Origin of the sequence: Stenotrophomonas sp. 1278, from assembly GCF_029892765.1 — a bacterium.
GTDB lineage: Bacteria > Pseudomonadota > Gammaproteobacteria > Xanthomonadales > Xanthomonadaceae > Stenotrophomonas > Stenotrophomonas indicatrix.
Genome location: NZ_JARXWD010000004.1, coordinates 191385 through 216599 on the forward strand (window position 1 = coordinate 191385; position 25215 = coordinate 216599).

The following is a 25215-nucleotide window of genomic DNA, read 5'->3' on the forward strand; positions in this document are numbered from 1 at the left end:
GCACCCGGCAGCGGCTTGCCGGTGTCGTCGGCAACAGTGATGCTGTGCACAACGCTGCCTGCCGGATCTGTTCCGGCATTGCCGCCGACAAGGAAGCCCGATGAACGACACTCTGCCGCCCGCTCCATCGCCCCATCGCCCCATGCGCTGGCTGCTGCCGCTTGCCGTGCTGGCGGTGCTGGGCGCGGGCGGCTATGCCGGCTACCACTATTGGCAGAAGCAGCAGAGCGACCAGCTGGCGCAGGCGCAGACCACCGCCGTGCAGCTGAAGGGGCTGGAGGCTACGGTCGAGGCCCTGCGCCGCGACCAGCGCGCTGCCAGCCAGCGCTTGCAGGATGCGGCCACCACCAACCGGGTGCTGCGCGACGAAGTGCTGGGCCTGTCGCAACGCAGTGCCCTGCTGGAAGAAAACCTGGCCAAGCTGGCCGACAGCGCCAACCAGGGCCGCCAGGCCGTGCAGCGCGATGAGGCCGAACTGCTGTTGACCCAGGCCGCACAGCGGCTGGCCTTCGCCGATGACGTGGAAGGCTCACGCCGGCTGTATGCCCTGGCCGCCACTGCGTTGGCCGATCTGCCCGACAGCGACGGCCTGAACCTGCGCCAGGCACTGGTGCAGGAACGCAACGCGCTGGATGCGTTGGGCGCTGGCCCGCGCGTGCTGTCACTGCAACGCCTGGACGCGCTGGGCAAGGCCCTGCAGGGCCTGCCTTCGCAGATCGCGCAGACGCCGGCCAACAACACCGCAAAACCGTGGTGGCAGGCCGCGCTGGCGCCCTTCGTGGATATCACCCCGAGCCGCCTGAACGGCCCGCTGACGTCGGCCGAGCGCACCACCATCGATACGGCGCTGCAGCTGGAACTGACCCTGGCCCGCGCAGCGATCGAGCGCGGCGACGGCAAAGGCCGCGATGCCGCGCTGAACAGAATCGATCACTGGGCGCAGCGGCGCTGGCCGGATTCACCGGACCTGCGCGCGCAACGTGCTGAACTCCATGCCCTGCGCTCGCTGCCATTGCAGGCCGATGACACCGTGCTTGGCAGCACCCTGCAACAACTGCGTACCCAGACCGACCGGAGGTAAGCCCGTATGAAACCCCTGCAATCACTGGTCGTGCTGTTGCTGGCAGTGGCCATTGGCGTAGTTGCCGCGCAATGGCTCGGCACCGATGACCTGAACCGCTACGGCGAAGTGACCCTGCGCTATGGCGGCTACGACTACCACAGCAACCTGCCGAAGGTAGCGCTGCTGTCGGTGATCGGCGTGCTGGTGCTGTGGCTGCTGTGGAGCCTGATCGCCGCACCGTTCCGTGCCTGGGGCCGCTACCGCCGCAAGCAGGGCCGGGTGCGCCTGATCGATGGTCTGCTGGCCTATGAGCATGGTCAGTGGCAGCGCGCCGAGAAGCTGCTGGATGGCGCCGCCAAGGATCCGGAAGTGAGCGGGGTTGCCCTGGCCAATGCCGTGCGCAGCGCGCAGGTGCGGGCCGATGCACCCGCTGCCGAGGCGCTGCTGCAGCGCCTGGGCGAAAGCGATGCGACCTTGCAGGCACTGCTGCGTGCCGAGCAGCTGTTGGCCAACGATCTGCCGGTGGATGCGATCAACGCATTGGATGTGGCGGCGATCCAGCCGCTGCCGCCGCGTGGTCTGTGGCTGCGTACCGAAGCGCTGGCACGTGCCGGCCGCGCGCACGAGGCTTACGGCCAGCTGGGCGCACTGCGCCAGACCAAGGTGCTGCCGGCCGAGGCCAGCAGCGAGCTGGAAGCACGCCTGGCCGCGCAGGCACTGCTGGAAGCGGGCGACGTCAACGCCCTGGCTGCGCAGTGGGAAGCCACGCCGAAGGCGCTGCGACCGACACCGGACGTGGTTGCTGCCTACGCCACCCGTGCGGTTGCACTGGACTGGGACGAACCGGCACTGCTGGCGCTTGAGCAGGCGCTGGACCACCGCTGGGATGACGAACTGGTGGCCGTGTATGGCCGTCTGCCGGCCGAACGTCTGGCCACGCGCCAGGCCAACCTGCAGCGCTGGCGCAACGTGCACGACGACTCGGCCGCCCTGCGCCTGGCCCAGGGCCGCATCGCGCTGGCGCAGCAACAGTGGGACGCGGCCGATGCGTTCCTGCATGAAGCCATCGCCGCGGGTGCCGGCGCCCCTGCATGGGAAGCGCTGGGCGAAGCCTTCGCGCAACGTGGCGAACACGTGCTGGCTGCGCAGTGCCTGGCCAACGCGCTGCGCCTGCAGCGTGGCGAAGACAGCGTGGCGCTGGTGCGTGCACCGGCAACGGTAGTTGACCCGCCGCGGCATGCGACCGTCGAGGAGCAGTCGATTGCACCGCTGCCGCCGGTGTACGACGCCAATGAAGAGCGCGACGCGTTTGGCAACCCGCGGGTGCCCTAACCCGCTTCGGTAGACGCCAACCTTGGTTGGCGTGTGAGCCCACCGGGATAACGAAAACGCCGCCCATCGGGCGGCGTTTTCAATTCCAACGTTGCCGGCCAGCGGCCGGCACTACCGTGGCGTTCAACGTTCGACGATCGCCACCACGCCCATGCCGCCGGCAGTGCAGATCGACACCAGCGCACGGCCACCGCCGCGCTCGGCCAGCTGCTTGGCCGCCGTGGCGATCACGCGTGCACCGGTGGCGGCGAACGGGTGACCGGTGGCCAGCGACGAACCCAGCAGGTTGATCTTGTCCGGGTCGATGCGGCCCATCGGCGCATCCAGGCCGAGGCGGTTGCGGCAGTAATCCTCGCTCTCCCACGCACGCAGGGTGCACAGCACCTGTGCGGCGAAGGCTTCGTGGATCTCGTAGATGTCGAAGTCCTGCAGGGTCAGGCCGTTGCGCTTGAGCATCTCCGGCACGGCCACGGTCGGCGCCATCAACAGGCCTTCGCCGTGCACGAAATCGACGGCCGACACGTGTGCGTCGCGCAGGTAGGCCTGCGGCTCGTGGCCATGTGCGCGTGCCCACTCTTCGCTGGCCAGCAGCACGGCGGCGGCGCCATCGGTCAGCGGGGTGGAATTGGCTGCGGTCAGGGTGCCACGGCCGGATACCTTGTCGAAGGCCGGCTTCAGCGTGGCCAGCTTCTCCAGCGAGGTGTCGGCACGCAGGATGTTGTCGCGCTCGACGCCGCGGAACGGTGCGATCAGGTCATTGAAGAAGCCGCGCTCATAGGCTGCGGCCAGCTTCTTGTGCGAAGACACCGCCCACTCGTCCTGCGAGTCGCGCGAGATGTTCCACTCCTTGGCCATGTCCTCGCAGTGGTCGCCCATGCTCTTGCCGGTACGCGGCTCGGCCACGCCCGGAAACTCCGGCTTGAGCTCGGCGAACTTGAAGCCGGAGGTCAGTGCGCGGATCTTGTCGCCGGTGCTCTTGGCACGGTTGGCAGCCAGCAGGCGCGCACGCAGCTTCTTGCCATACACGATCGGCACGTCGGAGGTGGTGTCCGAACCACCGCCGATGCCGGACTCGATCTGCCCCAGGGCGATCTTGTTGGCAACGGTGATGATGCTGTCCAGCGAGGTGCCGCAGGCGCGCTGCAGGGTGATGCCGGGGGTCAACGGCGACAGGCCCGAGGACAGCGTGGCTTCGCGGCCCAGGTTCCAGTCGCTGGAGTGCTTGATGACCGCACCCATCGCCACTTCGCCCAGCTGCTGGCCGTGCAGGCCGAAGCGCTCGACCAGCGCTCCCAGCGTACGCACCGACATGCCGAGGTTGCCGACATCCGAATACGCGGTGTTCTGCCGGCAGAACGGAATGCGGACGCCACCGAGGATGGCGACGGGACGAGCGTTGGGCATGGAGATACCTGGCATGGATGAGGGTGTCTGCAACATGGCCTGCACGACAGAGCAGGCATAATGGGGCCAAGTGTAGCTGCCGCCCTGTGATGGGCCAACCGTGGAACCATGAGCAAACCCGACCCTGCGATGAATGCCCTTGGCGTGCTGGCCCTGGAACTGGCCGGCGGCGAAATCCCCCGCCAGGCGGTGCTCAGCGCTGAACAGGCCGGTGAACTGGCCGAACGCGTCGGCCGCGACCTGTCCAAGCTGGTGCCACAGGTGGCCGAGCTGGACCTGGTGTTCGCCGCCGCCCATTTCGATCCGGCCGAAGTGCTTCGCCCCGGCTGGCCGATCCATCGCCGCCTGGAAGAACTGCAGATGCGCGCGCCCGGTAGCAACCAGGGCCCGCGCGTGCTGGCCTTCGGCGCCGATGCCAGCGGTGATGTGCCGCTGCCGTTCCAGGCCGACGCTACCCTGGTAGGCGGTGGCCTGCGGGTGGTGCCGTTCCTGCTGACCGGTACCGACGTGGCCACCACGACAGCCGTGGCCGATGCCCTGGAAGAGGTGCTGCTGGCCAATGGCATGGCCCATGCCGATACCGCGCTGATGGCACAGAACACGTTCGGTGCACGCGTGGAGCACGCACGCTATTTCACCGTGAACGACCTGGCCGCGATGATGTCGATGCAGTACGACAACCAGGGACTGGCCGCGCTGTGGCCGCTGATTGAAACCGCGATCATGGCCCCGGGCCAGGACGAGTGGCTGAGTGACGCGCCCGAGCCGTTGCTGCGCTATACGCAGGGCGAAGCGCGCATGGCGCTGTTCGACCCTGCCGGCTGGTGCGCGCATTACAACCACGGCAAGGGCGACTGCGAGCGCCTGCAGGGCATCTACGAGCAGTTCCTGATGCGCCAGCGGCAGATGGCCGCGGTGCTGGAAGCGCACGGTGTGCCGGTGCTGTTCGTGCATTGCGAAGCCGGCCAGGACGCGCGCGAACTGCTGGCGCGCTGACGACCAGGTAATGCCGCCGGGCATGGCCCGGCGCTACCCACGGAATACGGTAGCGCCGGGCCATGCCCGGCGGATCAACTGAAAAACGCCGGCTTGCGCCGGCGTTTTCGTTTTCTTACGGTGCCTTGTTGATCACCGCGCACGCCAGTCGCGCGCCGGCGTTGCCGGTCGGCTGGGTCTTGTAGTCGTCCGCGTCGGCGTGGACGATCAGGCCGCGGCCGATGATGTCGAAGTCATCACCCTTGCCGATGTTGACGTTGCTCGACACCGGGCCATCGATGGTGGCCACACCCTTGTCGTCGGCCTTGATGTTGGGCATGTCACCGCCGTGGTGCGGATCGGTGGCCACGTTGCCGTGGTCCTGCTTGCCCGGATTGAAGTGGCCGCCGGCGCTCATGCCGTCAGGCGCGCTGCAGTCACCCTTCTCGTGGATGTGGAAGCCGTGCTCGCTGCCCGGCTTCAGGCCACTGATCTGGCCGGACGCATGCACCTTGCCGTCGACCAGCTTGAAGGTGATCGACCCCTTGGTTTCATTGCCCTGGGTCGGTGCCAGTTCGGCAGTGGCCGAGGCATCGGCTGCCGGGGCCGCTGCGGTAGCCGGTGCAGTGGCCGGATCGGCCGGTGCTGCCGAACCTTCGGCCGGGGTGGTGGCCGGGGCTTCGGCTGCCGGCGCTGCCGGCTGCTGGTTGCAGGCGGCAAGGCCCAGTGCAGCGATGGCCGCGAACAGCGAAGTGTGGATCAGACGCATGGAAACTCTCCTTGGGAAATGCCGGTGGTGTGATCAGCGGGTTACCCGGATCACGCCGCAGGCGATGCGGACGCCGGCATTGCCGGCGGGCTGGCTGCGATAGTCGTCGGCCCTGGCATGCACGACCAGTGCACGCCCGGCGATATCCGTGGCGGCGCCTCCGCCCAGGGTAACGCCCTTCAGATGCACATCGATGTTGGCACGGCCCTGCGCATCGGCCTGCAGGTTGTCGATGTCACCGAGGTGGTGCTTGCCGCTGCCGGCACGACCGTGGGCGACGCCGGCGGGATTGAAGTGGTTGCCGGCGCTGCTGGCGTCCACCGCGCTGCAGTCACCGCGCTCGTGGATGTGGAAGCCGGCCTGCTGCATCGGCTGCAGGCCGCCGACCAGGCCGGTCAAGTGCACGCCACCGCTTTCGGTCTTCAACACCAGACGGCCGCTGACGATGCTGGCCGAGGCTGGCGCCAGGTTGGCTTCGGCCAGCTGGGCCACGGGCGTGGTGACCACCGGCGGCGGTGTGGGCTGCGGCTTTTTCGGTGCGCTGCCACAGGCAGACAGGAGCACGGCAGCGGACAGCGGCAGAAGGGCGAAGGACAAACGCATCGAGGACTCCTTGCAGGTAACACTACGGACGGCATCGTCCATGGAGGATCAACAGTTCGGCAAGCGGGTGCGAGGATCGCGTGCAGGCACCGTTCAATGGCCGCCGCGGCGGCGACCGGCGCCCAGCTTGCGGGTAAGCGTATTGCGGCCGAGGCCCAGGCGCGCGGCGGCTTCGGCGCGACGACCGTGTGTGATCTGCAGGGCGGCCTCCAACAGGGCGTGGTCGACCCGTTCGCGCACCTGCGCGTGCAGGCCCTCGGTGCCCTCGGCCAGCTGCCGGCGTGCCCATTCGGACAGCAGCGCTTCCCATTGGCCCGGGTCACCGGCGGCCGCGCTGCTGCGCCGGCTGCGGGTGCGGTTGAGCGCGGTATCGACATCGGCCACGCCAATGGTGTCGGCGGCGGCCAGTGCGGCCATGCGCCAGCACACGTTTTCCAGTTCGCGGACGTTGCCCGGCCAGTCGTGCTCGCGCAGCGCCTGCAGGGCGGCGGCGGTCAGCCGCTTGGGCGGCGTATCGAGCCTGCGCGCGGCAGCCGCCAGGAACGTGGTGGCCAGTTGCGCGATGTCCTCGCGGCGCTCGCGCAGCGGCGGCAGCTGCAGGCGCACCACGTCCAGGCGGTGCAGCAGATCGGCTCGGAATTTTCCCTGCGCGACCAGTCCTTCCAGATCCTGGTGGGTGGCGGCGACCACGCGCACATCGACGCGGATCAGTTCGCGTCCGCCCACGCGGAAGAATTCGCCCTGGGCGAGCACGCGCAGCAGGCGCGTCTGCAACGGCAACGGCATGTCACCGATTTCATCGAGGAACAGGGTGCCGCCATTGGCCTGCTCGAAGCGGCCGATGTGGCGCCGCTGCGCGCCGGTGAACGCACCGGCCTCGTGGCCGAACAACTCGCTTTCCAGCAGCTCGGCGGGAATGGCGGCGGTGTTCAGCGCAACGAACGGATGCTGCGCACGCGGCGATTCGCGGTGCAGCGCATTGGCCACCAGCTCCTTGCCGGTACCGGTTTCGCCGATGATCAGCACCGCCAATGGCGCCTGCGCGAGGCGGCCGATGGCGCGGAACAGCGCGCGCATCGGTGGCGTATCGCCCACCAGTTGCGGCGGCTGGTCGCTTGCGCCTTCTGCGGCGGGCGTCGGCGCGGCCATGGCCGGCGCCACCGCAGGCAGCACGCGCTGGGCCAGTGCCACCGCGTCGTCCAGATCGAACGGCTTGGACAGGAACTCGTGCGCACCGCCGCGGAACGCACCGGCGGTACTGGCGACGTCGGTGTAGGCCGACATCACCACCACCGGCAGCTGCGGCAGCGCGGCCTTCAGCTTGTCCAGCAGCACCAGGCCATCGTCGCCGGGCATGCGCACGTCGGTGAACAGCAGCGCAGGCGGCGGGCTATCAGCCAGCGCCTGCAGTGCGGGGGCGGCGCTGTCGAAGTCGACCACCTGGTAGCCGGCCTCGCGCAGCGCGGTACACAGCACGAAGCGCACGGCGCGGTCATCGTCGACCACCCAGATGCACGGCGGGGACGCGGAAGACTCAGACATCGCGCGGGGCCTCCTCGGCGGCGGCGGTGCCGTTGCCGATCGGCAGCAGCAGGGTGAATACGGTATGGCCCGGACGCGACCGGTAGGTCAGCGTGCCGCGATGCTCGCGCGCGACCTGCTGGGCCAGCGCCAGGCCCAGGCCGGTGCCTTCGGCGCGACCGCTGACCAAGGGCAGGAACAGGTGTTCGGCCAGTTCTTCGGGTACGCCACGGCCGTCGTCGGCGATTTCCAGCCGCAACGCCAGGGTGTGCAGCTGCTCGGCGATGCGCACACCGTGTTCAACGCGGGTGCGCAGGGTGATGTTGCCGGCACCGGCCTGGATGGCATTGCGCACCAGGTTCCATACCGCCTGGGTGAGGCGATCGGCGTCGCCATCGAATTCGGGGATGCTGGGGTCGTAGTCGCGCTGCAGGCGCACCGCCCAGCCGGCCTCGTTCTCGGCCAGGCGCAGCACCCGCTCCAACGCGGCGTGGATGTTCAGCGCCGCATGTGGCGCGGCGGGTGCCGGTGACAGCAGCTGCTCGAGCAGGCCATTGAGCCGCTCGATCTCCGAGCCGATCAGGTCGATCAGTTCGCGTTCGCTGGCATCGCGCTGCGCCGCGCGGCGGGCCAGCAGCTGTGCGGCGCCCTTCAACCCGGCCAGCGGATTGCGCAGTTCGTGCGCCAGGCCCTTCAGCGCTGCGCTGAGCGCGCTGGGCAGGGCCTGGGTCGGGTCGAGCCCGGGGAACTCATCGACCGGATGCGCCTCCAGCAGCCAGCCGCCATCGTCGCGGCGGCTCATCCAGCCTTCGGCAAAACGCGCGGCTTCGCCCGGCAACGCCAGCGCCAGCCGGTTCAGGCGCAGGCTGTCGCGCTCGTCGCGGGCCAGGAAATGGGCCAGCGCCTCACCCTGCACTTCCAGCGCGGCCAACGGCTGGCCGAGCAGGCGACGGCCGCTGACGCCCAGCCAGCGCGCGAAGGCCGGGTTGCAGCCGGCGATGCGGCCATCGGGCCCGGCCCAGGCCAACGGCGTGCCGAGGGCATCGAGGGACGGCGGGGGCGTGGGGTCGGACATTGCACCAATGTAGTGCAAAACGTGGGTGTGGGGTCAGAGCCCTTTCCTCGCGGAAAGGGATCTGACCCCTTGCGCTGCGGGGTCCGGGGTCGGATCCCTTTCCGTCAGGAAAGGGCGCTGACCCCTGCAGGTCGAGCAAGCTCGACCACTACCGGCTTTGCGGTTACAGCTTCATGTTGAGGCCGACGAAAACCGCGCGGCCCGGGGCGGGCGAGAACATCGGCCGGGCGCTGTCCCAGAAGAAGCTGTCGTACCACGCGTAGGCATACTCGCGGCCGGTCACGTTCTTCAGCTGCAGGTCCACGCTCCAGGCCGGGGTGATCTGATACTTCGCGCTGAGGTCGAGCACGGCGAAGCCGCCGAACTTGCCAGTGGCGTTGCGCTCTTCCAGGTAGTAATCGCCCTGCGCGCGCGCCTGCAGGCCCAGTTGCAGGGCATCGCTGGCCTGGTAGTCCAGGCCGAGGTTGCTGATGTGGCGCGGGGTGGCGGCCACTTCGCGTCCCTGCAGGGTCACGCCAGCGGCGCGGTCGTCGCGGGTGATCTTCGCCTCCTGGTAGGCATGCGAGGCCCACAGCGTCCACGCGTCGCCCAGCTGCGCGCTGATCTGCGCATCCACGCCTCGGCGGCGGGTCTTGCCCAGCGTGACCGTGGTGCCGGTGGCCGGCATGTTGGACACTTCGTTTTCCGCGTCCTGCTGCCATACCGCCAGCCGGGCCTGGCTGCCTGCGAAGGGCTGGAATTTCAGGCCCAGCTCCATGCCGGTGTTGGTGGAAGGCTGCATCGGTGCCTGCCCCGGGGTGAGGTAGGCCGGCGCAGTGGAACCAGTCAGCACCTGGAAAGTACGGCCCCAGTTGGCGTAGATGTGCGTGTGCTCACCCAGGCTGTGGATGACACTCAGTTTGGGCTGGCCGATGCTGCCGTAGTCCTGCAGGCGGCCGGTGGCGCCGTTCATCAGCCGGGTGTGGCCGCCGAAACGGTCCACGCGGTAGGCCGGCACGATCTTCCACGCTTCGACCGGCTGGTAGATGGCCTGCACGTAAGCACCCCAGTTGTCGAAGCTGTGGCGGTCGTTGTTCTGCACGCGTGCCGGTGCCTGGCTGAAATCGGTGGGCTCGGCGTAGGCGTAGCGCTCGCGACGGTAGCCGTTGTCCTGCTGCTCGTAGTTCAGCCCGCCTTCCACGGTAAGCATGGGGCTGGCCTGCCAGGTGAGCGTGCCGAGCAGGCCTGCCTGGCGCTCGTCCCAGACACGACGCTGGCGCGGCAGGTTGCCGCTGGGCAGGTCACTGAAGGTCACACGCCGGTCGTCTTCATAGCGGTTGTAGTACAGCCGCGTGCCGAAGGTCACCGCGTCGGACAGCTTCATGTCCAGGTGCGCGGCGAACTGGCGCATGTCGCGGTCATCGCCGTCATTGGCGTTGCGCAGGTCGCTGCGGCGACGGCCCGCATGCAGCTCTTCCGCGGTCATGAAACCGGGTTCATCGGCCTCGTGATGGTAGGCGCGCGCGGTCAGGCCGATGCGCAGCCCCTCCTCCAGCGAGCCGAAGAACCACTTGCCGCCCAACGCGTATTTCTTCGAGCTGTCGTGGTCGCGGTAGCCGTCGCTGGCCTGGGTACCGACGAAGTAGTTCTGCGCGAAGCCGTCGGCTTCCCGGCCCACCGCCAGCTGCACATCGCGGGTGTTGTAGCTGCCATAGGCCAGTCGCCCGTCGGTGTAGGTGCCGCCCTGGCGCGTGCCGAAGTTCACGTTGCCGCCGATGTTGTGCAGGCCGTAGCGCGGATCGTTGGTGCCGCGCACCACTTCGATGTAGCTGATTTCCAGCGGGAACAGCATGTCGATGAAGCGCTGGTTGCCACTGTTGACGTTGCTGGGGATACCGTCGATCAGCGTCTTGATGGCATTGAGGTAGCCCTCGCCGTTGAAGGCGCGGAAGCTGACCTTGCCCGACTCGGCGCCCTGCCGGGTTTCAGTCAGCTGGATGCCGGGCATCTGCCCGAGCAGTTCCCAGCTGTGCGACACGTTGCGGTTTTCGATCTGGTCCGCGCCCAGCACGTCCACCGAGGTCAGCACCTGGTGTGCGCTCAGCTGCCCCTCGCTGTGCTGGTGCACATCGACCTTGCCCAGGGTGAGCGCGGCGTCGGCGGACTGGGCGAATGCTTCAGGGGCGAACGGGGCGGCCGCGAGCGCGGCCACCAGCGTGGGAGTCTTCATCGGGAGGCCGGGGGGATGCTGGAAATGAAACTTTATAACATTTCGATTCCACCAGCCATCCGATGACTGCAGCTCCCTCCTTAGACGGGGTAGCCGGTGGCTTCCCGGGCCTTCTTCCAGGCAATTTCAAACTCGCGCGCGCTGATCTCGTCGTCTTCGTCGAAGTCCATGAACGACACCGGCTGGTCGGCCAGCACGAAACGGTCATCGCTCTGGCCGGTTTCATCGGCCCACACGACCTTGGCCCCGTAGATTTCCACCTGGCGCACGATCTTCTCGCCACGGGCTTCCATCAGCACGTTGCCCTTGCCCAGGCCCGATTCGGCCCAGTGCTTGTAGTACTTCTTCGTGTTGGATTTTGCGTTGTTCTTTGCGTATTTCATTGCATGGGTCCTGGCCGCATGCGCGACCGGAAAGTTCGGAATGGCGCCATTATCAGGCATATGGGGGTCAGATCCCTTTCCTGCGGAGGGGGATCTGACCCCTGCTGACCTACTGCGGCAACGCCACACCCTTCGGCCACAGCAGCCAAAGGTTGCCCTGCTGCTTCATGTCGCCGGCCAGCTTGCCGGCGGCATCGCCGCTGCCCCAGTACAGATCGGCACGTACCTCGCCGGCAATGGCGCCACCGGTGTCCTGCGCGGCCACCGGGCGTACCACCGGCGTGCCGTCCGGGCGCGTGGTGGACAGCCACAGCAGGCTGCCCAGCGGCACCACGGTGCGATCCACCGCCACGCTGTAGCCGGCGGTCAGCGGCACGTTCAACGAACCGCGCGGACCTTCCGGGCTGTCCGCGCTGCGCACGAAGAACACGTAGCTGGGATTGCTGCGCAGCAGTTCCGGTACGCGCGTCGGATGTGCCTTCGCCCACGCGCGGATCGCGTCCATGGTGACGTCTTCCTTCTTCAGCTCGCCCTGCTCCACCAGCCAGCGGCCGATCGCGCGATAGGGATGGCCGTTCTGTTCGGCATAGGCCAGCCGCACCTGCTTGCCATCGGCCAGGCGCACCCGCCCCGAACCCTGGATCTGCAGCAGCTGCAGGTCCATCGGATCGGTCAGCCAGGCCAGCACCGGCGCCTTGGCCCCCTTGCTGGCGATGCTGCCGGCATCGTCGTAGGGCTTGAGCACCTTGCCCTCCACGCGACCGCGCAGGCGCTTGCCCTTCAGTTCGGGATAGACGCTGTCCAACTGCACCACCACCAGATCATCGGGTGTGCCGTACACCGGCACGGTGGCGGTGTCGGTACGGGTGAGGCTGCCCGGATAGATGGGCTCGTAATAGCCGGTGATCAGGCCGTCGGCGCGATGGCCGCCGGCGCGCAGGGAATAGACATCGAGATCGCGCTGCAGGAATGCGCGGATCGCGCTGGCGTCCTTGTCGGACACGGTGCCGGCGGTCGCGCAGGGCTTGGCCCAGGTCGCATCGTTCTTCAGGCGGGTGCAGCTGCTGCGCCAAGCGGCGAAGCCGGCCTGCAGGTCGGTATCGGATACGGCCGGGAGAGCCTTCCAGTCGACCTTGGCGTAGGTGGCGGCAGCGGGCTTGGCAGCGGCCGGCGCTTCAGGCCGGGTGCCCGTGGTGGCGCAGCCGGCAAGCAGGGCAACGGCCAAGAAAGTGAGGAGCGCGCGCGGCGACGTAACAGTGATCATCGTCGCAATGTAGTGGGGCCGATGGTGGCGCGGCAACCTTGGGTAGCGCCGGGCCATGCCCGGCGAGAAGCGGATCCCGCGCGGTGCGCTCGCCGGGCATGGCCCGGCGCTACCGGCTACGGGGTCTGCAGCAACAGCGAATGCAGGATGCGCGCGTCTTCGGCGTCGAGGGCTTTCGGCAGGGTGTCGCTGCCACGGAAACGACGGTGGAACGCCCGTACCGCTGCTTCGCGGTTGTCGAGCGGATAACCAAAGCGCGCCAACGCGGCCCATGCATCGAAGCCTTCCGGCGCAGCCCCATCGGCAGCGCGCGGCCACACGCCGAAACCGGCTTCGGCCAACTGTTGCCACGGGAAGAAGCGGCTGGGATCTTCCTTTCGCGTCGGTGCCAGGTCGGCGTGACCGATCACCTGCCGCGGCGGGATGTTCAGCCGGTCAGTGAGGTCGCGCAGCAGCACGATCAGCGATTCGATCTGCGCGGGGCTGAAGGGCGTACGACCGTCATTGTCCAGCTCGATGCCGATGGATGCGGAGTTCAGATCGGTGATGGTGCCCCAGCGCCCGGAGCCGGCGTGCCAAGCGCGGCGCTCATCGGCCACCAGCTGGTAGCGATGGCCATCGGCGCCGATCAGGTAATGCGCACTGACCCGCCCGCCGCTGTTGGCGGTACGCAGCGTGTGCAGGCTCTGCTGCACCGATTTCTGCTCGGTGTGGTGGATGACGATGATGACCGGCGTGCGCGCGTTCTGGTTCGGCGACGGCACCCAGGTGGCAAGCGGGTTGCGGGTTTCCTGCGGCGTGGAGGCACAGGCGGCCAGCAGCAGGCAGGCCGAGAGCATCAGGGAAGTGCGGATCGGGTGCATGCCCCGATTGTGCGCGATAAGCCCGGACGATGCAGTAGAGCCACGCCATGCGTGGCTGGGCCACCGACCATGCCGACCAACGGTCGGCACGCACCAGAGCGGGAGTAGTCCAGCGCAGGAGCAGTGCCAAGCAAGCTTGGCAACTACCAGAGCAGATGCAGTGCCGACCAACGGTCGGCACCCACCAGAGCGGGAGCAATCCAGCGCAGGAGCAGTGCCAAGCAAGCTTGGCAACTACCAGAGCAGGTGCAGTGCCGACCAACGGTCGGCACCCACCAGAGCGGGAGTAGTCCAGAGCAGGTGCAGTGCCAAGCAAGCTTGGCAACTACCAGAGCAGGCGCAGTGCCGACCAACGGTCGGCACCCACCATGTTGATGCCAGGCGGCCCCTTGGGGGCCACCTGTCATGCATCAGGCCTCGTAGGCCGATTCACCATGCGAGGTCACATCCAGGCCGGTACGCTCGGCCTCCTCGGTGACCCGCAGGCCGACCACCACCTTGACCAGCAGCAGGATGGCTGCGGTCACCACGGCCGACCACAGCACGGTGAGGCCGACGCTGACCACCTGCACCCATACCTGATGGCCGATATCCAGATCGGCCTTGGTGCCGCCCAGCGACTGCGCGCTGAACACACCGGTGAGGATCGCACCGACGATACCGCCCACGCCATGCACACCGAACACGTCGGCGGTGTCGTCCACCTTCAGCAGGCGCTTGAGGCCGGTCACGCCCCACACGCAGACCACGCCGGCAACCAGGCCGATGACGATCGCGCCGAGCGGGCCGACGGTACCGCACGCCGGGGTGATGCCAACCAGGCCTGCCACCGCACCCGAGGCCGCGCCCAGTGCCGACGGCTTGCCCTTGCTGATCGCTTCAACCAGCGTCCAGCCCAGCACCGCAGCAGCGGTGGCCAGCACAGTGTTGAGGAAGGCCAGCGAGGCGACGGTGTCGGCGGCGGCGGCAGAACCGGCATTGAAGCCGAACCAGCCGACCCACAGCAGCATCGCGCCGATATAGGTGAACGGCACGTTGTGCGGCTTCAACGCGGTCTGCCCGTAGCCCAGCCGCTTGCCGACGAACCATGCAGCCACCAGACCGGCCACGCCGGCGTTGATGTGCACCACGGTGCCACCGGCGAAATCGATCGCGCCCAGTTCGCCCAGGTAGCCGCCGCCCCAGACGATGTGCGCCATCGGGATGTAGCTGAGGGTGAACCACAGCGCCGAGAACAGCAGCACCGCGCGGAACTTGATGCGCTCGGCGAAGGCACCGACGATCAGCGCGGTGGTGATGCCGGCGAAGGTCGACTGGAAGGCGACGAACAGGTAGTCCGGCAGTCCCTTGATCGGCGTGTTGCCCACCGACTCCGGGGTGAAGCCCTTGAGGAAGGCGAATTCGGTGAACGAGCCGAAGAACGGATTGCCGGCGCTGAACACTGCGCTGTAGCCATAGGCCACCCACAACAGCAGCACCAGCGAGAACACCACCAGGATCTGGCTGAGCACCGACAGCACGTTCTTCGAACGCACCAGGCCGCCGTAGAACAGGGCCAGGCCCGGTACCACCATCAGCAGCACCAGCAGGGTGGAGGTGAGCATCCAGGCGACATCGCCATGGTCATAGGCGGGCGCGGCCACCGCTTCGGCAGCCGCAGGCGCAGCGGCGGTCGGGTCCTGCAAGGGCTCGACGGCCACGGCTTCGCTCTGCAGCGGCGTGACCTGGGCCTGGGCATGTGCACTGCCTGGCCAGACACCGGCGGCCAACGCACTGAACAGCATCAGCAGGCACACCAGATGGAACCGGGCTTGCCACCCGGTGAGAAGGCGCATCTTCATGGGGGAGTCTCCGGAAGGGGGCTTACAGCGCGTCGGCGCCGATTTCGCCGGTGCGGATGCGGATGACCTGCTCGACAGCGGTCACGAAGATCTTGCCGTCGCCGATCTTGCCGGTGCCTGCAGACGACTGGATCGCTTCGATCACCGCATCGGCACGTTCGTCGGTGACCACGGTTTCGATCTTGATCTTGGGCAGGAAGTCGACAACGTACTCGGCACCGCGATACAGCTCGGTGTGGCCCTTCTGGCGGCCGAAGCCTTTCACTTCGGTCACGGTGATGCCCGACACGCCGGCATCGGACAGGGCCTCGCGGACCTCGTCGAGCTTGAACGGTCGGATGATGGCGGAGATCAGTTTCATGCGCATGTCCCGATGGTGGATGGGGCCAGCGCGCGAACGCGCGATGGCATCAGGCAACCACGGGCCATCGTGGTGATGGCCGTGGCTGTTGCACCGGACACGAATCGGGCCGGGACAGCCGTGCCTCTCTCCTTGCACGGCCGACGCGGGAGGGAGGGCGGCCCATGTCGCGTGTCCGGTCTCTCTCTTGCCCCTGGATCTGCGGGCCAAGGGCCCGCGTTTCCAATGCAGCGGACCAATGGTCCGCTCTACCACGGCGGGCCGGAGCCCGCCCTGCGGCTCCCCAGCCGCAAAGACGGATGCGATGGCGGCGGGTGGGAGGGGTTACCCACCGCCATCGCAGCCGGTCAGCTGGCGTAGTACAGCTGGTATTCCAGCGGGTGGGTCGCCGCGCGGAACTTGGTCACTTCCTGCATCTTCAGCGCGATGTAGCCATCGATGAAGTCATCGCTCATCACGCCACCGGCCTTGAGGAACTCGCGGTCCTTGTCCAGCGCTTCCAGCGCCTGGTCCAGCGAGGAGCAGACCTGCGGGATCAGCTTCTCTTCTTCCGGCGGCAGGTCGTACAGATCCTTGTCGCTCGGTGCGCCCGGGTCGATCTGGTTCTTGATGCCGTCCAGGCCGGCCATCATCAGCGCGGTGAAGGTCAGGTAGCCCGACTGGATCGGATCGGGGAAGCGCATTTCAATGCGGCGCGCCTTCGGGTTGGACACCCACGGAATGCGGCACGAGGCCGAACGGTTGCGCGCCGAGTAGGCCAGCATCACCGGGGCTTCGTAGCCCGGCACCAGGCGCTTGTAGCTGTTGGTGCCCGAGTTGGCGAAGGCGTTGATGGCCTTGGCGTGCTTGAAGATGCCGCCGATGTACCACAGCGCCAGCTGGCTCAGGCCGCCGTAGCCGTCACCGGAGAACAGGTTGGTGCCGCCCTTGGACAGCGACTGGTGCACGTGCATGCCGCTGCCGTTGTCGCCGACGATCGGCTTGGGCATGAAGGTGACGGTCTTGCCGTTGCGGTGGGCGACGTTCTTGATGACGTACTTCATCCGCAGCAGTTCGTCGGCCTTCTGCACCAGGGTGCTGAACTTGGTGCCGATCTCGCACTGGCCGGCGGTGGCCACTTCGTGGTGCTGCACTTCCACTTCGATGCCGACCTGTTCCAGGGTCTTGCACATCTCCGCACGCAGGTCGTGCAGGGTGTCGGTCGGCGGAACGGGGAAGTAACCGCCCTTCACGCCCGGACGGTAGCCGCTGTTGGCGCCGTCGTACTTGGCGCCGCTGTTCCAGGCGGCTTCTTCCGAATCGACCTTGAAGAAGGTGTTGCCCATTTCATTGGCGAAGCGGACCGAATCGAAGATGAAGAATTCCGGCTCCGGGCCGAAGAACGCGGTTTCGGCGATGCCCGAGGACTTCAGGTAGGCCTCGGCGCGCTTGGCGATGCCGCGCGGGCAGCGGCCGTACGGCTGCATGGTGGCCGGGTCGAGGATGTCGCAGCTGATCACGATGGTCGGATCGGCATAGAACGGGTCGACGTAGGCGCTGGCGGTATCGGGCAGCAGCACCATGTCCGATTCGTTGATGCCCTTCCAGCCGGCGATCGAGCTGCCATCGAACATCTTGCCTTCTTCGAACAGCGACGGCTCGATGATGCTGACCGGGAAGGTGACGTGCTGCTCGACGCCACGCATGTCGACGAAACGCAGATCGACGAACTCGATCTGGTTGTCCTTGATCAGCTTCTCAACGTTTTCCACGGACATCGGTACGACCTCGGATGGGAATGAATGCCTGCTGAGGTACAGCAACGACCGTGCCAACTTTTCGGCCTTCACAAGTTGTTGATTTCAAAGCGCCTGCCCCAGCGCGGTGCAGACGCACATGCACCAAACGGGTGCGCGGATTACCGCACGCACCCGTTTGGTGCGGCATGGATCGTCTATTCTCTCGGGCTTCTTCCGCCGCCAGCGCCCGCACCGTCCATGTCCGACCTGCTCTCCGCCCTGCTGCTGGGCATCCTCGAAGGCTTGACCGAATTCCTGCCGATCTCCAGCACCGGCCACCTGCTGATCGCCCAGCACTGGCTGGGCGCGCGATCGGACTTCTTCAACATCATCATCCAGGCCGGTGCGATCCTGGCCGTGGTGCTGGTGTTCCGCCAGCGCCTGCTGCAGCTGGCCACCGGCTTCGGCCAGCGCGAGAACCGCGAGTACGTGTTCAAGCTCGGCGCGGCCTTCCTGGTAACCGCAGTAGTCGGCCTGGTGGTGCGCAAGGCCGGCTGGTCGCTGCCGGAAACCGTCAGCCCGGTGGCCTGGGCGCTGATCATCGGCGGCATCTGGATGCTGCTGGTGGAGGCCTATACCGCGCGCCTGCCCGATCGCGACCAGGTGACCTGGACGGTGGCCATCGGTGTTGGCCTGGCGCAGGTGCTGGCCGGCGTGTTCCCCGGTACCTCGCGCTCGGCCTCGGCGATCTTCCTGGCCATGCTGCTGGGCCTTAGCCGCCGCGCGGCCGCTGCCGAGTTCGTGTTCCTGGTCGGCATTCCCACCATGTTCGCCGCCAGCGCCTACACCTTCCTGGAACTGGCCAAGGAAGGAAACCTGGGCAGCGAGAACTGGACCGACGTTGGCGTGGCCTTCCTTGCCGCAGCCATCACCGGCTTCGTCGTAGTGAAGTGGTTGATGGGCTACATCAAGTCGCATCGCTTCACGGCGTTCGCGATTTACCGCATCGCCCTGGGCGCTGCATTGCTGCTGTGGTTGCCATCCGGCAGCTGAACAGCGCCGGGGCACGGGAACCCCGTTGCCGGCCCCGGTCCGTTTCCCCCTCGGTTCCCCAAGGAGAATCACCATGAACCGCAAGCTCACCCTGCTCCTCCCGCTGGCCCTGCTGGCCGCCTGCAGCCAGACCCCTGCCCCGGCCGGTACCGGCGGTGACGACCTGGCCCCGGCCGCGGCCAAGGCCGGCGACCAGAAGGCGCTGGCACACCTGGATGCGCAGCGCCTGCAGAGCCAGCACTGGCTGCTGCAGCAGGCCACCGCGGCCGATGGCAAGCGCATCGATGCGCTGTTCGCCCGCGAAGACAAGCCGGTCACCCTGGACTTCGTTGACGGCCGCCTGTCGGTCAGCAACACCTGCAACCGCATGGGCGGCGGTTACACCCTGGCCGATGGCAAGCTGAGCGTGAGCGCGATGGCCTCGACCATGATGGCCTGCACCGACAAGGCGCTGATGGCGCTGGACGAAGCCGTCTCCAGCCGTCTGCAGGGCGAACTGAAGGCCGAACAGGATGCCAACGGCGTGCTGACCCTGACCACCGCCAAGGGCGACGTGCTGGTGTTCAACCCGGAACCGACCGCTGAAACGCGCTATGGCGGCGCCGGCGAAACCGTGTTCCTGGAAGTGGCTGCGAAGACCGAGAAGTGCTCGCACCCGCTGATCCCGGATTACCAGTGCCTGCAGGTGCGCGAAGTGAAGTTCGACGACAAGGGCCTGAAGCAGGGCGAGCCGGGCAAGTTCGAGAACTTCTACGGCAACATCGAGGGTTACACCCACGAAGACGGCGTGCGCAACGTGGTGCGTGTGAAGCGCTACGAAGTGAAGAACCCGCCGGCCGATGCGCCGTCGCAGGCGTACGTGCTGGACATGGTGGTCGAGTCGGCCATCGAGAAGAAGTAAGTAATGCAGAAGGGCGGCCGCGAGGTCGCCCTTCTTCGTTGTGGGTAGGGCCGGCCGCTGGCCGGCGGCTGCACACAGCTCAGGCGACCTGCGGAACATGCCGGCCAGCGGCCGGCACTACCCACATGCATCAGGGAGATCGGCATGAAACGGACGTACATGCTCGCACTGGCCTGGCTGGCCATCGGCATTGGCATTGGCAGCAGTGCACGCGCCGCCAGCACACCCACCACCGACCAGCTTGAAGCCCATCCGTGGCAGCTCACGCGCGCCACCGACGCGCAGGGCAAGCGTATCGACGCGTTGTTCGTCAGGGGCCGGGCGCCGTACACGCTGCGCTTCCAGCCCGGCTACATGAGCGAGTTGAACCTGTGCAACCAGGCCAGCAGTCATTACCACCTGCAGGACGACCGGCTGATCCTGGAGAGCGGCATCCGGACCACCGCGCTGTGCATCAATCCCAAGGTGGATGCGCAGGAACGGCGAGCCGAAACGCTGTTTCACGGTCGCGATACCGCACCCACCCTCGCGTTGGACGACACCGGTGCATTGGTCGTGCGCAATGCCAAGGGCGAAGTGCTGGTGTTCAAGCCCGCGCCGCAGCCGGCGAAATGAAGAGGGCGGCCACTGGCCGCCCTTCTTCGCTGGTGGGTAGAGCCGGCCGCTGGCCGGCTGCCACGTACAGCGGATGCCGGCCAGCGGCCGGCACTACCCGAAGGCTGTTATCAGGCCAACGCCGGGTTCAACGTGTAGGTGCCGTGCAGCGCCGCTTCGGCCAGTACGTGGCCGTGCATTGCACGGTACGCATCGGCGGCGGTGAAGCGTTCCGGCAACGACAGCGTGGCCACATCCAGCGCAAACACGCGGAAGAAGTAGCGGTGCACGCGCTCGTCGTTGAACGGCGGGTACGGGCCGTCGTAGCCGAGGTAATCACCGGCCATGTCCGGATTGCCGGCGAACCAGCCGGTGAAATCATTCAGGCCCTGGCGGCTGCCGGCCGGGCCGGCCGGCGCGGTCTTGCCCTTCACCACGAAACCATCGCTGCAGCTGCCAGCGGCGATCTCCTGCACCGAGGCCGGAATGTCGGCCATCACCCAGTGCACGAAATCGCAGCGCGGCTGATCGCGCGGCACGCTCATGTCATCGCGGCCGACCGTCTCCGGTACCGTTGGCACGTCCGGGTCCACGCACACCAGCAGGAACGAGCGGGTGCCATCGGGCACGCCGCTCCAGGCCAGGTGCGGGTTGCGGTCGGGGGCGAAGCCGGCGGCATCGCCGGCGGCGAACTCACGGTCGATCGGCGCACCGTTGACCAGGCTGTGACTGCTCAGTTGCATCAGATGCTCCTCACTCTTCCGGGTAACCCAAGCGCACCGCGACCGGGGTGAGCTGGGCGAACGCGGCGCCCATCACGTCGCGATACCTGCGCCAGTGGCCGGCAGGCAGGCGCGGTGCACCCAGCTGTGCAGCCGGCGGCATCGGACGCCCGAACACGCGGCCCAGCAGGTCGGCCATCGCATGCGCATCGTTGCCGATGTCGTCGATGCGCAGCAGCACGTGCGGATACAGGTCTTCCTCGTGCAGCGCGGCGATCTGGGTCAGCGAACGCACCAGCCACTGGCTGGCTTCGGCCATCGAGGTCATCGCCAGCGGAGCGGCGGCACCATAGGCGATCCAGTCCAGCAGCATGTCGCGCGGGTCGCGCAGCACCAGCAGCAGGCGACCCTGCGGCAGCTGCGGGCGCAATGCCCACAACAGCGCGTTGTCCCACCACAGCAGCCAGTCGATCACGGTGTCACTTTCCAGGCCGCGGGCGGGCAGGTGCTCGCGCCAACGCTCGACCAGGCGTTCCGGGCTCAGCACGCCCGACGCCAGGTCCTGCAGCGTGTTGTAGTTCTGGAAGGCATCGTCCGGTGGCGTGGCGGTGTAACGATCACTGCGCAGCACCGGGCTGGCAGCGGCCAGGCCGGTTGCCACCCGCTCCACGCCCGAACCCGGGGCGCCCCACAGGAAGATCGGCGCCGAGCCGCTGTCGCGCGTCGCTTCGTCGATGCTGGCCATCTCCGGCCAGCTCGGCGGTGCCTTGGCCTGCGGCGGCAACGGCAGCCGCTGCGAAGCCTGGTCGGTCTGCAGCGCCATCCACGTACGCAGCGCTTCTTCCGGCTGCCCGGCGCGATCCTGGATCTCGCCCAGCCAGGTCCGCAGATCCGCGCGGTGTCCCTCCGGTGCCTGTGCGATCAGGGCCTGCACGCGCTCCACGGCGGCGGCCGGGTCACGCTGCAGCAGCCCCTCGACGCGACGGCTTTCACCGCTGACGCGGCCCGGTTCCAGGGTGGTGATGCGCTCGGCGATGGCTTCGCCCTGCTCATGCTCGCCGGCCATGTCATGCAGGCGCATGCGCGCTTCCAGCGCCGGCAGGTGGCTGGGCATCGCTGCCATCCAGCGCTCCACGACGGCTACGGCGCCGGCACTGCCGACGTCTTCCACGGCCAGTCGTGCCAGCCACAGGTCATGCAGCTGGTCATTGCTTTCCAGAGCGTCATCCAGGCGTGTGCGGGCTTCATCTTCGCGGCCCAGGCGCTGCCAGGACATCAGCAGCAGCTGCAGCACCTGGCGATCACCCTGCAGCGATTGCAGCAGCGGCAGCAGGTGCTCCAGCGCCTGCAGCGGCTGGCCACTGCGCAGTGCCAGTTCGCCGGCCAGGCGGCGCATCGGCGGCACGTCCAGCTCCGGCTCCTGCAGCGCCTGCTGCATTGCCTCGGCGGCGGCCTCCACGTTGCCCTGGCGCAAGGCCAGCTGCACCACCATGCCGTGCAGCGAGGACATCTTCGGGTTCAACGCCAGCACGCGACGGAACGCCTGCTCGGCAAACGCCAGCATGTCCTTGCCCAGATAGGCAAAGCCCAGCGCGTACAGCACGCGGGTATCGTCCGGCAGCGCCTGGCTGGCCGCCGACAGCAGGGCCAGCGCACGGTCGGCGTCGCCGCGGCGCAGCGCGACCATGCCATCGATGGTCAGCAGTTCCGGATGGTCCGGCTCCAGCCGCGAGGCCAGGGTCGACAGCCGCTGGGCCTCGTCGAAATCATTGCGGCCCACCGCCAGGTGCGCCTGCATCAGGTAAGCCGGGAAGGCGTTGGGGTCCAGCCCGGTGGTGCGCAGCAGGGCTTCATCGGCACCGTCGAACTGGCGCAGTGCCAGCAGCAGGCCGGCGTGCTGCAGGTGCAGCTGCGCATCATCGGGGGCCAGCTGCAGCGCCTGCTGCAATGCCTCCATCGCGGCCTCGGCCTGGCCCTGCTGCTGCAGCGCAAGCGCCAGCCAGCGGTGGGCCTCGGCCTTGCCGGGTTCGTCACGGGTCCACGCCTGGGCCAGCTGCACGGCCTGGCCGGCATCGTTCTGGCGCAACGCTTGGAGGATCTGGTCTTGCATGGCCGTCCGGTTCAAGGTCAAACCCGCATTGTAGCGGGCCGCGCGCCGGTGCCGGTTCAGCCCGGCAGGACCCGCCGCAGGCGCTGTGCGACCCAGCGCTCGGAGAACCCATCGCCGCGCCAGTTTTCCAGGAAGCCACAGTGGCCGCCCCAGCAGGCGGTTTCCAGCCGCGCCTGCTGCGGCAGCTGCCAATCGCGGAAGGTCGCGTAGGGGATCACCGGATCGTCCTGCGCCATCAGGATGTCAGCAGGTACCTGCAGCGTGGACAGGCGGTCGCCGGCGATGGAGTAGCCATCGAAATAGGCCTGCAACGAACCGAACGTGGTGTGCCGCTCGACCAGCCAGGCGGTCAGCGAACGGATGTCCATGTTCAGCACACGGTCGTCGCAGTCGCTCAGTTCGGGGAACAGATCGCGCTTGCGCCGCAGCGAGCCGGCCCACTTGCGGCGGAAGTACCAGTCGTACATCGCCGGGCCGTTCTCGATGTTCTCCATGGTCAGCCCGGGGTCGAGCACCGGGCAGACCGAGGCCACGTGCTGCAGCGGTACACCGGCGGCCGGTGCGCGCAGGGCCAGCCGCAGCACGAAGTTGCCACCCAGCGAGTAGCCGGCTGCAACCAGCGGCAGATCGGGCCAGCGCTGGGCGACATCGCCTGCGGCGTGCACCACTTCGTCGATGAGGTTGGAGTGGAAGATGCCGGGATTGAGATGATGGGTGTTGCCGTGGTCGCGGAAATTCAGCCGCACCACGTCGAACCCCTGCTCCAGCATGCGGGCAGCGGCCATGCGCATGTAGCTGGATTCGGCGCTGCCTTCCCAGCCGTGCAGCAGCAGGGCGATGCCGCGCGGTTCGCGCCCTTCGACATGGCTGTGCCAACCCTGCAGGCGCACACCTTCGCCACCATCGAGGATCAGCTCCTCGCTGACCGCGCCGGTGGCGGCCAGCAGCAGCAGGCCGCGCTGCAGGCGCATGCGGCTGGAGCTGAGCATCGACTGCAGGTGCGGATTGCGCAGCCAGCGCGGCGGCTGATAGTCGGACGCGGTGAGCATCGGCGCATCAGCGTCGAGGGTCGGTGGCGGAGACACGGCCACCCTCGCCTCAATCCCCGCTCATGGCCGCCACGATGCGCGCGCGCGAGGTTTCCGCGATGCGCCGACGGCCTTCCAGGTCCTGGGTGCCGATCGGCTCCAGGAAATGCACTTCGGTATGCCGCGCCGGCTCACCGAGCAGGCGCAGGAAATTGGCGAAGAAACTCTCGCCCGGGCCGAAGGCCACGATGGTCTGTGCATCCCCGCGCACGCCGTAGATCAGCGCCACCGGCTGCACCGGCACGCTGGTTTCGACGGCGGCCTGGAAGATGCGCGCATGGAACGGGCCAACGTCGTGGCCGCCGCGGGTACGCCCTTCCGGGAACACGCCTACCGCCTTGCCGGCGCGCAGGCGGTCGGCCATCACCTGCATCACCCCACCGAGCGATTCGGTGTTGCCACGCTGGTGGAAAATGGTCTGGCCGCGCGCGGCAAGCCAACCGACCACCGGCCAGCTGGCGATCTCGCGCTTGGCGACAAAGCCCATCATGCGCTGGCTGTGCAGGATGGAGATATCGACCCAGCTGACATGGTTGGCGACGAACAGCACTGCGCCCGGCAGCGGCTGGCCGACGCGCGACAGGCGGAAGCCGAAGATCCACATCAGGCCGCCCTGCCACCAGTTCACTACCTTGGCGCCGAAGGTAGCATCGCCCACGCGCAGCTCGCCCCATGGCGGAAGCATGCCGATCAGGATCAGCGGCAGGAACACGGTGATGTGGACCAACAGCAGCGGTACGCGGTACAGGTAACGGCACACACGCGCCACGCCGCCGCGGGGGGCCGGAGTGGGGGAAGTCATCCACGCACGATACCGGAGGGCTGCCATCGCTGCCAGCCGAATTCGGCCATAAGTCTCATTGACGGCGGCCATCGGTGGGGAACGCTGGGTTCCGCCGCCGTCACCGATGCCGCGACGGCTCAACCGTGCCCGGCCGCCACCACGGCCAGGGTCAGCCGCGAGATGCAGACCAGCCGGCCCTGCTCGTCCTCGATGCGGATTTCCCACAGCTGGGTGCTGCGGCCCACGTGCACCGCGCGCGCGGTGCCGGTGACCGTACCCGAACGCACGGCGCGTACGTGGTTGGCGTTGATCTCCAGGCCCACGCAGGCCTGCTTGGCGGTATCCACGCAGAGGTTGCCGGCGCTGCTGCCGAGGGTTTCGGCCAGCACCACCGAGGCGCCACCGTGCAGGATGCCGTACGGCTGGCGGGTGCGCTCATCCACCGGCATGGTCGCCTGCAGCCAGTCCTCGCCAGCGGCGCTGAAGACGATGCCGAGGGTATCGATGGCGGTATTGCGGCTGAGTGCGTTGAGCTGCTCGATGGAAACGGCTTCGCGGAATACCTGGGTCATGCGGCTACCT

Annotated in this window: 23 protein-coding genes; 6 read left to right on the plus strand and 17 right to left on the minus strand. The window is 67.8% G+C overall.

The genetic code is table 11. From position 1 onward, the window contains the following. The first annotated feature begins 100 nt into the window (after window positions 1-100). Together M2299_RS06255 and M2299_RS06260 are read left to right on the plus strand one after the other, a co-directional pair. Complete coding sequence (locus M2299_RS06255; RefSeq protein WP_099844605.1) at window positions 101-1081, plus strand: uroporphyrinogen-III C-methyltransferase; 981 nt, start codon at window positions 101-103, stop codon at window positions 1079-1081. Window positions 1082-1087: 6 nt separating this feature from the next. Continuing rightward, window positions 1088-2395 (plus strand): heme biosynthesis HemY N-terminal domain-containing protein, encoded by a 1308-nt coding sequence (locus M2299_RS06260; protein WP_280884064.1) that lies wholly within the window; start codon window positions 1088-1090, stop codon window positions 2393-2395. Between the two features lie 123 nt (window positions 2396-2518). Here M2299_RS06260 and M2299_RS06265 read toward each other — a convergent pair whose 3' ends face one another. Then, entirely contained in the window at window positions 2519-3814 is a 1296-nt protein-coding gene (locus M2299_RS06265; RefSeq protein WP_088100805.1) for an acetyl-CoA C-acetyltransferase, read from the minus strand. 93 nt (window positions 3815-3907) lie between these two features. Here M2299_RS06265 and M2299_RS06270 point away from each other — a divergent pair, with 93 nt between their 5' ends. Beyond that, window positions 3908-4795, plus strand: a complete 888-nt coding sequence (locus tag M2299_RS06270) for a hypothetical protein (protein ID WP_025875947.1) — start codon at window positions 3908-3910, stop codon at window positions 4793-4795. A 115-nt stretch (window positions 4796-4910) separates the two neighbouring features. Here the strand turns inward: M2299_RS06270 and M2299_RS06275 are convergent, their stop codons facing one another. The 11 genes from M2299_RS06275 to glnA all read right to left on the minus strand — a co-directional run bounded on the left by M2299_RS06275 (window position 4911) and on the right by glnA (window position 17420). Continuing rightward, on the minus strand, window positions 4911-5543 hold the full coding sequence (locus M2299_RS06275; RefSeq protein WP_025875949.1) for a superoxide dismutase family protein: 633 nt from the start codon (window positions 5541-5543) through the stop codon (window positions 4911-4913). Between the two features lie 33 nt (window positions 5544-5576). Then, on the minus strand, window positions 5577-6146 hold the full coding sequence (locus tag M2299_RS06280) for a superoxide dismutase family protein (protein WP_025875951.1): 570 nt from the start codon (window positions 6144-6146) through the stop codon (window positions 5577-5579). A gap of 93 nt (window positions 6147-6239) precedes the next feature. After that, the gene (ntrC, locus tag M2299_RS06285) at window positions 6240-7688 is read right to left on the minus strand and encodes a nitrogen regulation protein NR(I) (RefSeq protein ID WP_280884065.1); all 1449 of its coding nucleotides are present in this window, start codon (window positions 7686-7688) and stop codon (window positions 6240-6242) included. Further along, window positions 7681-8742, minus strand: a complete 1062-nt coding sequence (locus tag M2299_RS06290; protein ID WP_032978300.1) for an ATP-binding protein — start codon at window positions 8740-8742, stop codon at window positions 7681-7683. The genes ntrC and M2299_RS06290 overlap by 8 nt, the downstream gene beginning before the upstream one ends. Window positions 8743-8905: 163 nt before the next feature. Beyond that, window positions 8906-10951 (minus strand): TonB-dependent receptor, encoded by a 2046-nt coding sequence (locus M2299_RS06295; RefSeq protein WP_280884066.1) that lies wholly within the window; start codon window positions 10949-10951, stop codon window positions 8906-8908. A gap of 80 nt (window positions 10952-11031) precedes the next feature. Next, on the minus strand, window positions 11032-11334 hold the full coding sequence (locus M2299_RS06300) for a hypothetical protein (RefSeq protein ID WP_033832709.1): 303 nt from the start codon (window positions 11332-11334) through the stop codon (window positions 11032-11034). 109 nt (window positions 11335-11443) lie between these two features. Then, the gene (locus tag M2299_RS06305) at window positions 11444-12598 is read right to left on the minus strand and encodes an MltA domain-containing protein (RefSeq protein WP_280884067.1); all 1155 of its coding nucleotides are present in this window, start codon (window positions 12596-12598) and stop codon (window positions 11444-11446) included. Between the two features lie 116 nt (window positions 12599-12714). After that, window positions 12715-13461, minus strand: a complete 747-nt coding sequence (locus M2299_RS06310) for an N-acetylmuramoyl-L-alanine amidase (protein WP_134831810.1) — start codon at window positions 13459-13461, stop codon at window positions 12715-12717. 410 nt (window positions 13462-13871) lie between these two features. Continuing rightward, on the minus strand, window positions 13872-15302 hold the full coding sequence (gene amt, locus M2299_RS06315; RefSeq protein WP_033832704.1) for an ammonium transporter: 1431 nt from the start codon (window positions 15300-15302) through the stop codon (window positions 13872-13874). Window positions 15303-15324: 22 nt separating this feature from the next. After that, the gene (locus M2299_RS06320; RefSeq protein ID WP_004134334.1) at window positions 15325-15663 is read right to left on the minus strand and encodes a P-II family nitrogen regulator; all 339 of its coding nucleotides are present in this window, start codon (window positions 15661-15663) and stop codon (window positions 15325-15327) included. A gap of 347 nt (window positions 15664-16010) precedes the next feature. Further along, the gene (glnA, locus tag M2299_RS06325) at window positions 16011-17420 is read right to left on the minus strand and encodes a type I glutamate--ammonia ligase (protein WP_059063220.1); all 1410 of its coding nucleotides are present in this window, start codon (window positions 17418-17420) and stop codon (window positions 16011-16013) included. A gap of 219 nt (window positions 17421-17639) precedes the next feature. On the opposite strand from glnA, the gene M2299_RS06330 reads away from it, so the two are divergent. The 3 genes from M2299_RS06330 (at window position 17640) to M2299_RS06340 (ending at window position 19950) form a co-directional block, all read left to right on the plus strand. Continuing rightward, window positions 17640-18434, plus strand: a complete 795-nt coding sequence (locus tag M2299_RS06330; protein WP_033832703.1) for an undecaprenyl-diphosphate phosphatase — start codon at window positions 17640-17642, stop codon at window positions 18432-18434. Window positions 18435-18507: 73 nt separating this feature from the next. Beyond that, on the plus strand, window positions 18508-19335 hold the full coding sequence (locus M2299_RS06335) for an META and DUF4377 domain-containing protein (RefSeq protein ID WP_025875974.1): 828 nt from the start codon (window positions 18508-18510) through the stop codon (window positions 19333-19335). A gap of 144 nt (window positions 19336-19479) precedes the next feature. Next, window positions 19480-19950: an META domain-containing protein gene (locus tag M2299_RS06340; protein WP_059063142.1), complete on the plus strand. Its 471-nt coding sequence runs from the start codon at window positions 19480-19482 to the stop codon at window positions 19948-19950. A 110-nt stretch (window positions 19951-20060) separates the two neighbouring features. On the opposite strand, the gene M2299_RS06345 is transcribed toward M2299_RS06340, so the two are convergent. The 5 genes from M2299_RS06345 to M2299_RS06365 all read right to left on the minus strand — a co-directional run bounded on the left by M2299_RS06345 (window position 20061) and on the right by M2299_RS06365 (window position 25205). Continuing rightward, complete coding sequence (locus M2299_RS06345) at window positions 20061-20672, minus strand: YbhB/YbcL family Raf kinase inhibitor-like protein (RefSeq protein ID WP_093820210.1); 612 nt, start codon at window positions 20670-20672, stop codon at window positions 20061-20063. Window positions 20673-20682: 10 nt separating this feature from the next. Beyond that, the gene (locus M2299_RS06350) at window positions 20683-22761 is read right to left on the minus strand and encodes a tetratricopeptide repeat protein (protein WP_280884068.1); all 2079 of its coding nucleotides are present in this window, start codon (window positions 22759-22761) and stop codon (window positions 20683-20685) included. A 56-nt stretch (window positions 22762-22817) separates the two neighbouring features. Next, window positions 22818-23852, minus strand: a complete 1035-nt coding sequence (locus M2299_RS06355; protein WP_280884069.1) for an alpha/beta fold hydrolase — start codon at window positions 23850-23852, stop codon at window positions 22818-22820. A 7-nt stretch (window positions 23853-23859) separates the two neighbouring features. Then, window positions 23860-24651, minus strand: coding sequence for a lysophospholipid acyltransferase family protein (locus tag M2299_RS06360; protein ID WP_025875984.1), 792 nt, complete (start codon window positions 24649-24651; stop codon window positions 23860-23862). Between the two features lie 119 nt (window positions 24652-24770). After that, window positions 24771-25205 carry a hotdog fold thioesterase gene (locus M2299_RS06365; protein ID WP_280884070.1) on the minus strand — a complete coding sequence of 145 codons (435 nt, stop codon included), beginning with the start codon at window positions 25203-25205 and terminating at the stop codon, window positions 24771-24773. Window positions 25206-25215 lie beyond the last annotated feature (10 nt).

Coding starts and splice junctions, on each gene's coding strand:
- M2299_RS06255 (WP_099844605.1), top strand. CDS start 101: ATGAACGACACTCTGCCGCCCGCTCCATCGCCCCATCGCCCCATGCGC.
- M2299_RS06260 (WP_280884064.1), top strand. CDS start 1,088: ATGAAACCCCTGCAATCACTGGTCGTGCTGTTGCTGGCAGTGGCCATT.
- M2299_RS06265 (WP_088100805.1), bottom strand. CDS start 3,814: ATGCCAGGTATCTCCATGCCCAACGCTCGTCCCGTCGCCATCCTCGGT.
- M2299_RS06270 (WP_025875947.1), top strand. CDS start 3,908: ATGAGCAAACCCGACCCTGCGATGAATGCCCTTGGCGTGCTGGCCCTG.
- M2299_RS06275 (WP_025875949.1), bottom strand. CDS start 5,543: ATGCGTCTGATCCACACTTCGCTGTTCGCGGCCATCGCTGCACTGGGC.
- M2299_RS06280 (WP_025875951.1), bottom strand. CDS start 6,146: ATGCGTTTGTCCTTCGCCCTTCTGCCGCTGTCCGCTGCCGTGCTCCTG.
- ntrC (WP_280884065.1), bottom strand. CDS start 7,688: ATGTCTGAGTCTTCCGCGTCCCCGCCGTGCATCTGGGTGGTCGACGAT.
- M2299_RS06290 (WP_032978300.1), bottom strand. CDS start 8,742: ATGTCCGACCCCACGCCCCCGCCGTCCCTCGATGCCCTCGGCACGCCG.
- M2299_RS06295 (WP_280884066.1), bottom strand. CDS start 10,951: ATGAAGACTCCCACGCTGGTGGCCGCGCTCGCGGCCGCCCCGTTCGCC.
- M2299_RS06300 (WP_033832709.1), bottom strand. CDS start 11,334: ATGAAATACGCAAAGAACAACGCAAAATCCAACACGAAGAAGTACTAC.
- M2299_RS06305 (WP_280884067.1), bottom strand. CDS start 12,598: ATGATCACTGTTACGTCGCCGCGCGCGCTCCTCACTTTCTTGGCCGTT.
- M2299_RS06310 (WP_134831810.1), bottom strand. CDS start 13,461: ATGCACCCGATCCGCACTTCCCTGATGCTCTCGGCCTGCCTGCTGCTG.
- amt (WP_033832704.1), bottom strand. CDS start 15,302: ATGAAGATGCGCCTTCTCACCGGGTGGCAAGCCCGGTTCCATCTGGTG.
- M2299_RS06320 (WP_004134334.1), bottom strand. CDS start 15,663: ATGAAACTGATCTCCGCCATCATCCGACCGTTCAAGCTCGACGAGGTC.
- glnA (WP_059063220.1), bottom strand. CDS start 17,420: ATGTCCGTGGAAAACGTTGAGAAGCTGATCAAGGACAACCAGATCGAG.
- M2299_RS06330 (WP_033832703.1), top strand. CDS start 17,640: ATGTCCGACCTGCTCTCCGCCCTGCTGCTGGGCATCCTCGAAGGCTTG.
- M2299_RS06335 (WP_025875974.1), top strand. CDS start 18,508: ATGAACCGCAAGCTCACCCTGCTCCTCCCGCTGGCCCTGCTGGCCGCC.
- M2299_RS06340 (WP_059063142.1), top strand. CDS start 19,480: ATGAAACGGACGTACATGCTCGCACTGGCCTGGCTGGCCATCGGCATT.
- M2299_RS06345 (WP_093820210.1), bottom strand. CDS start 20,672: ATGCAACTGAGCAGTCACAGCCTGGTCAACGGTGCGCCGATCGACCGT.
- M2299_RS06350 (WP_280884068.1), bottom strand. CDS start 22,761: ATGCAAGACCAGATCCTCCAAGCGTTGCGCCAGAACGATGCCGGCCAG.
- M2299_RS06360 (WP_025875984.1), bottom strand. CDS start 24,651: ATGACTTCCCCCACTCCGGCCCCCCGCGGCGGCGTGGCGCGTGTGTGC.
- M2299_RS06365 (WP_280884070.1), bottom strand. CDS start 25,205: ATGACCCAGGTATTCCGCGAAGCCGTTTCCATCGAGCAGCTCAACGCA.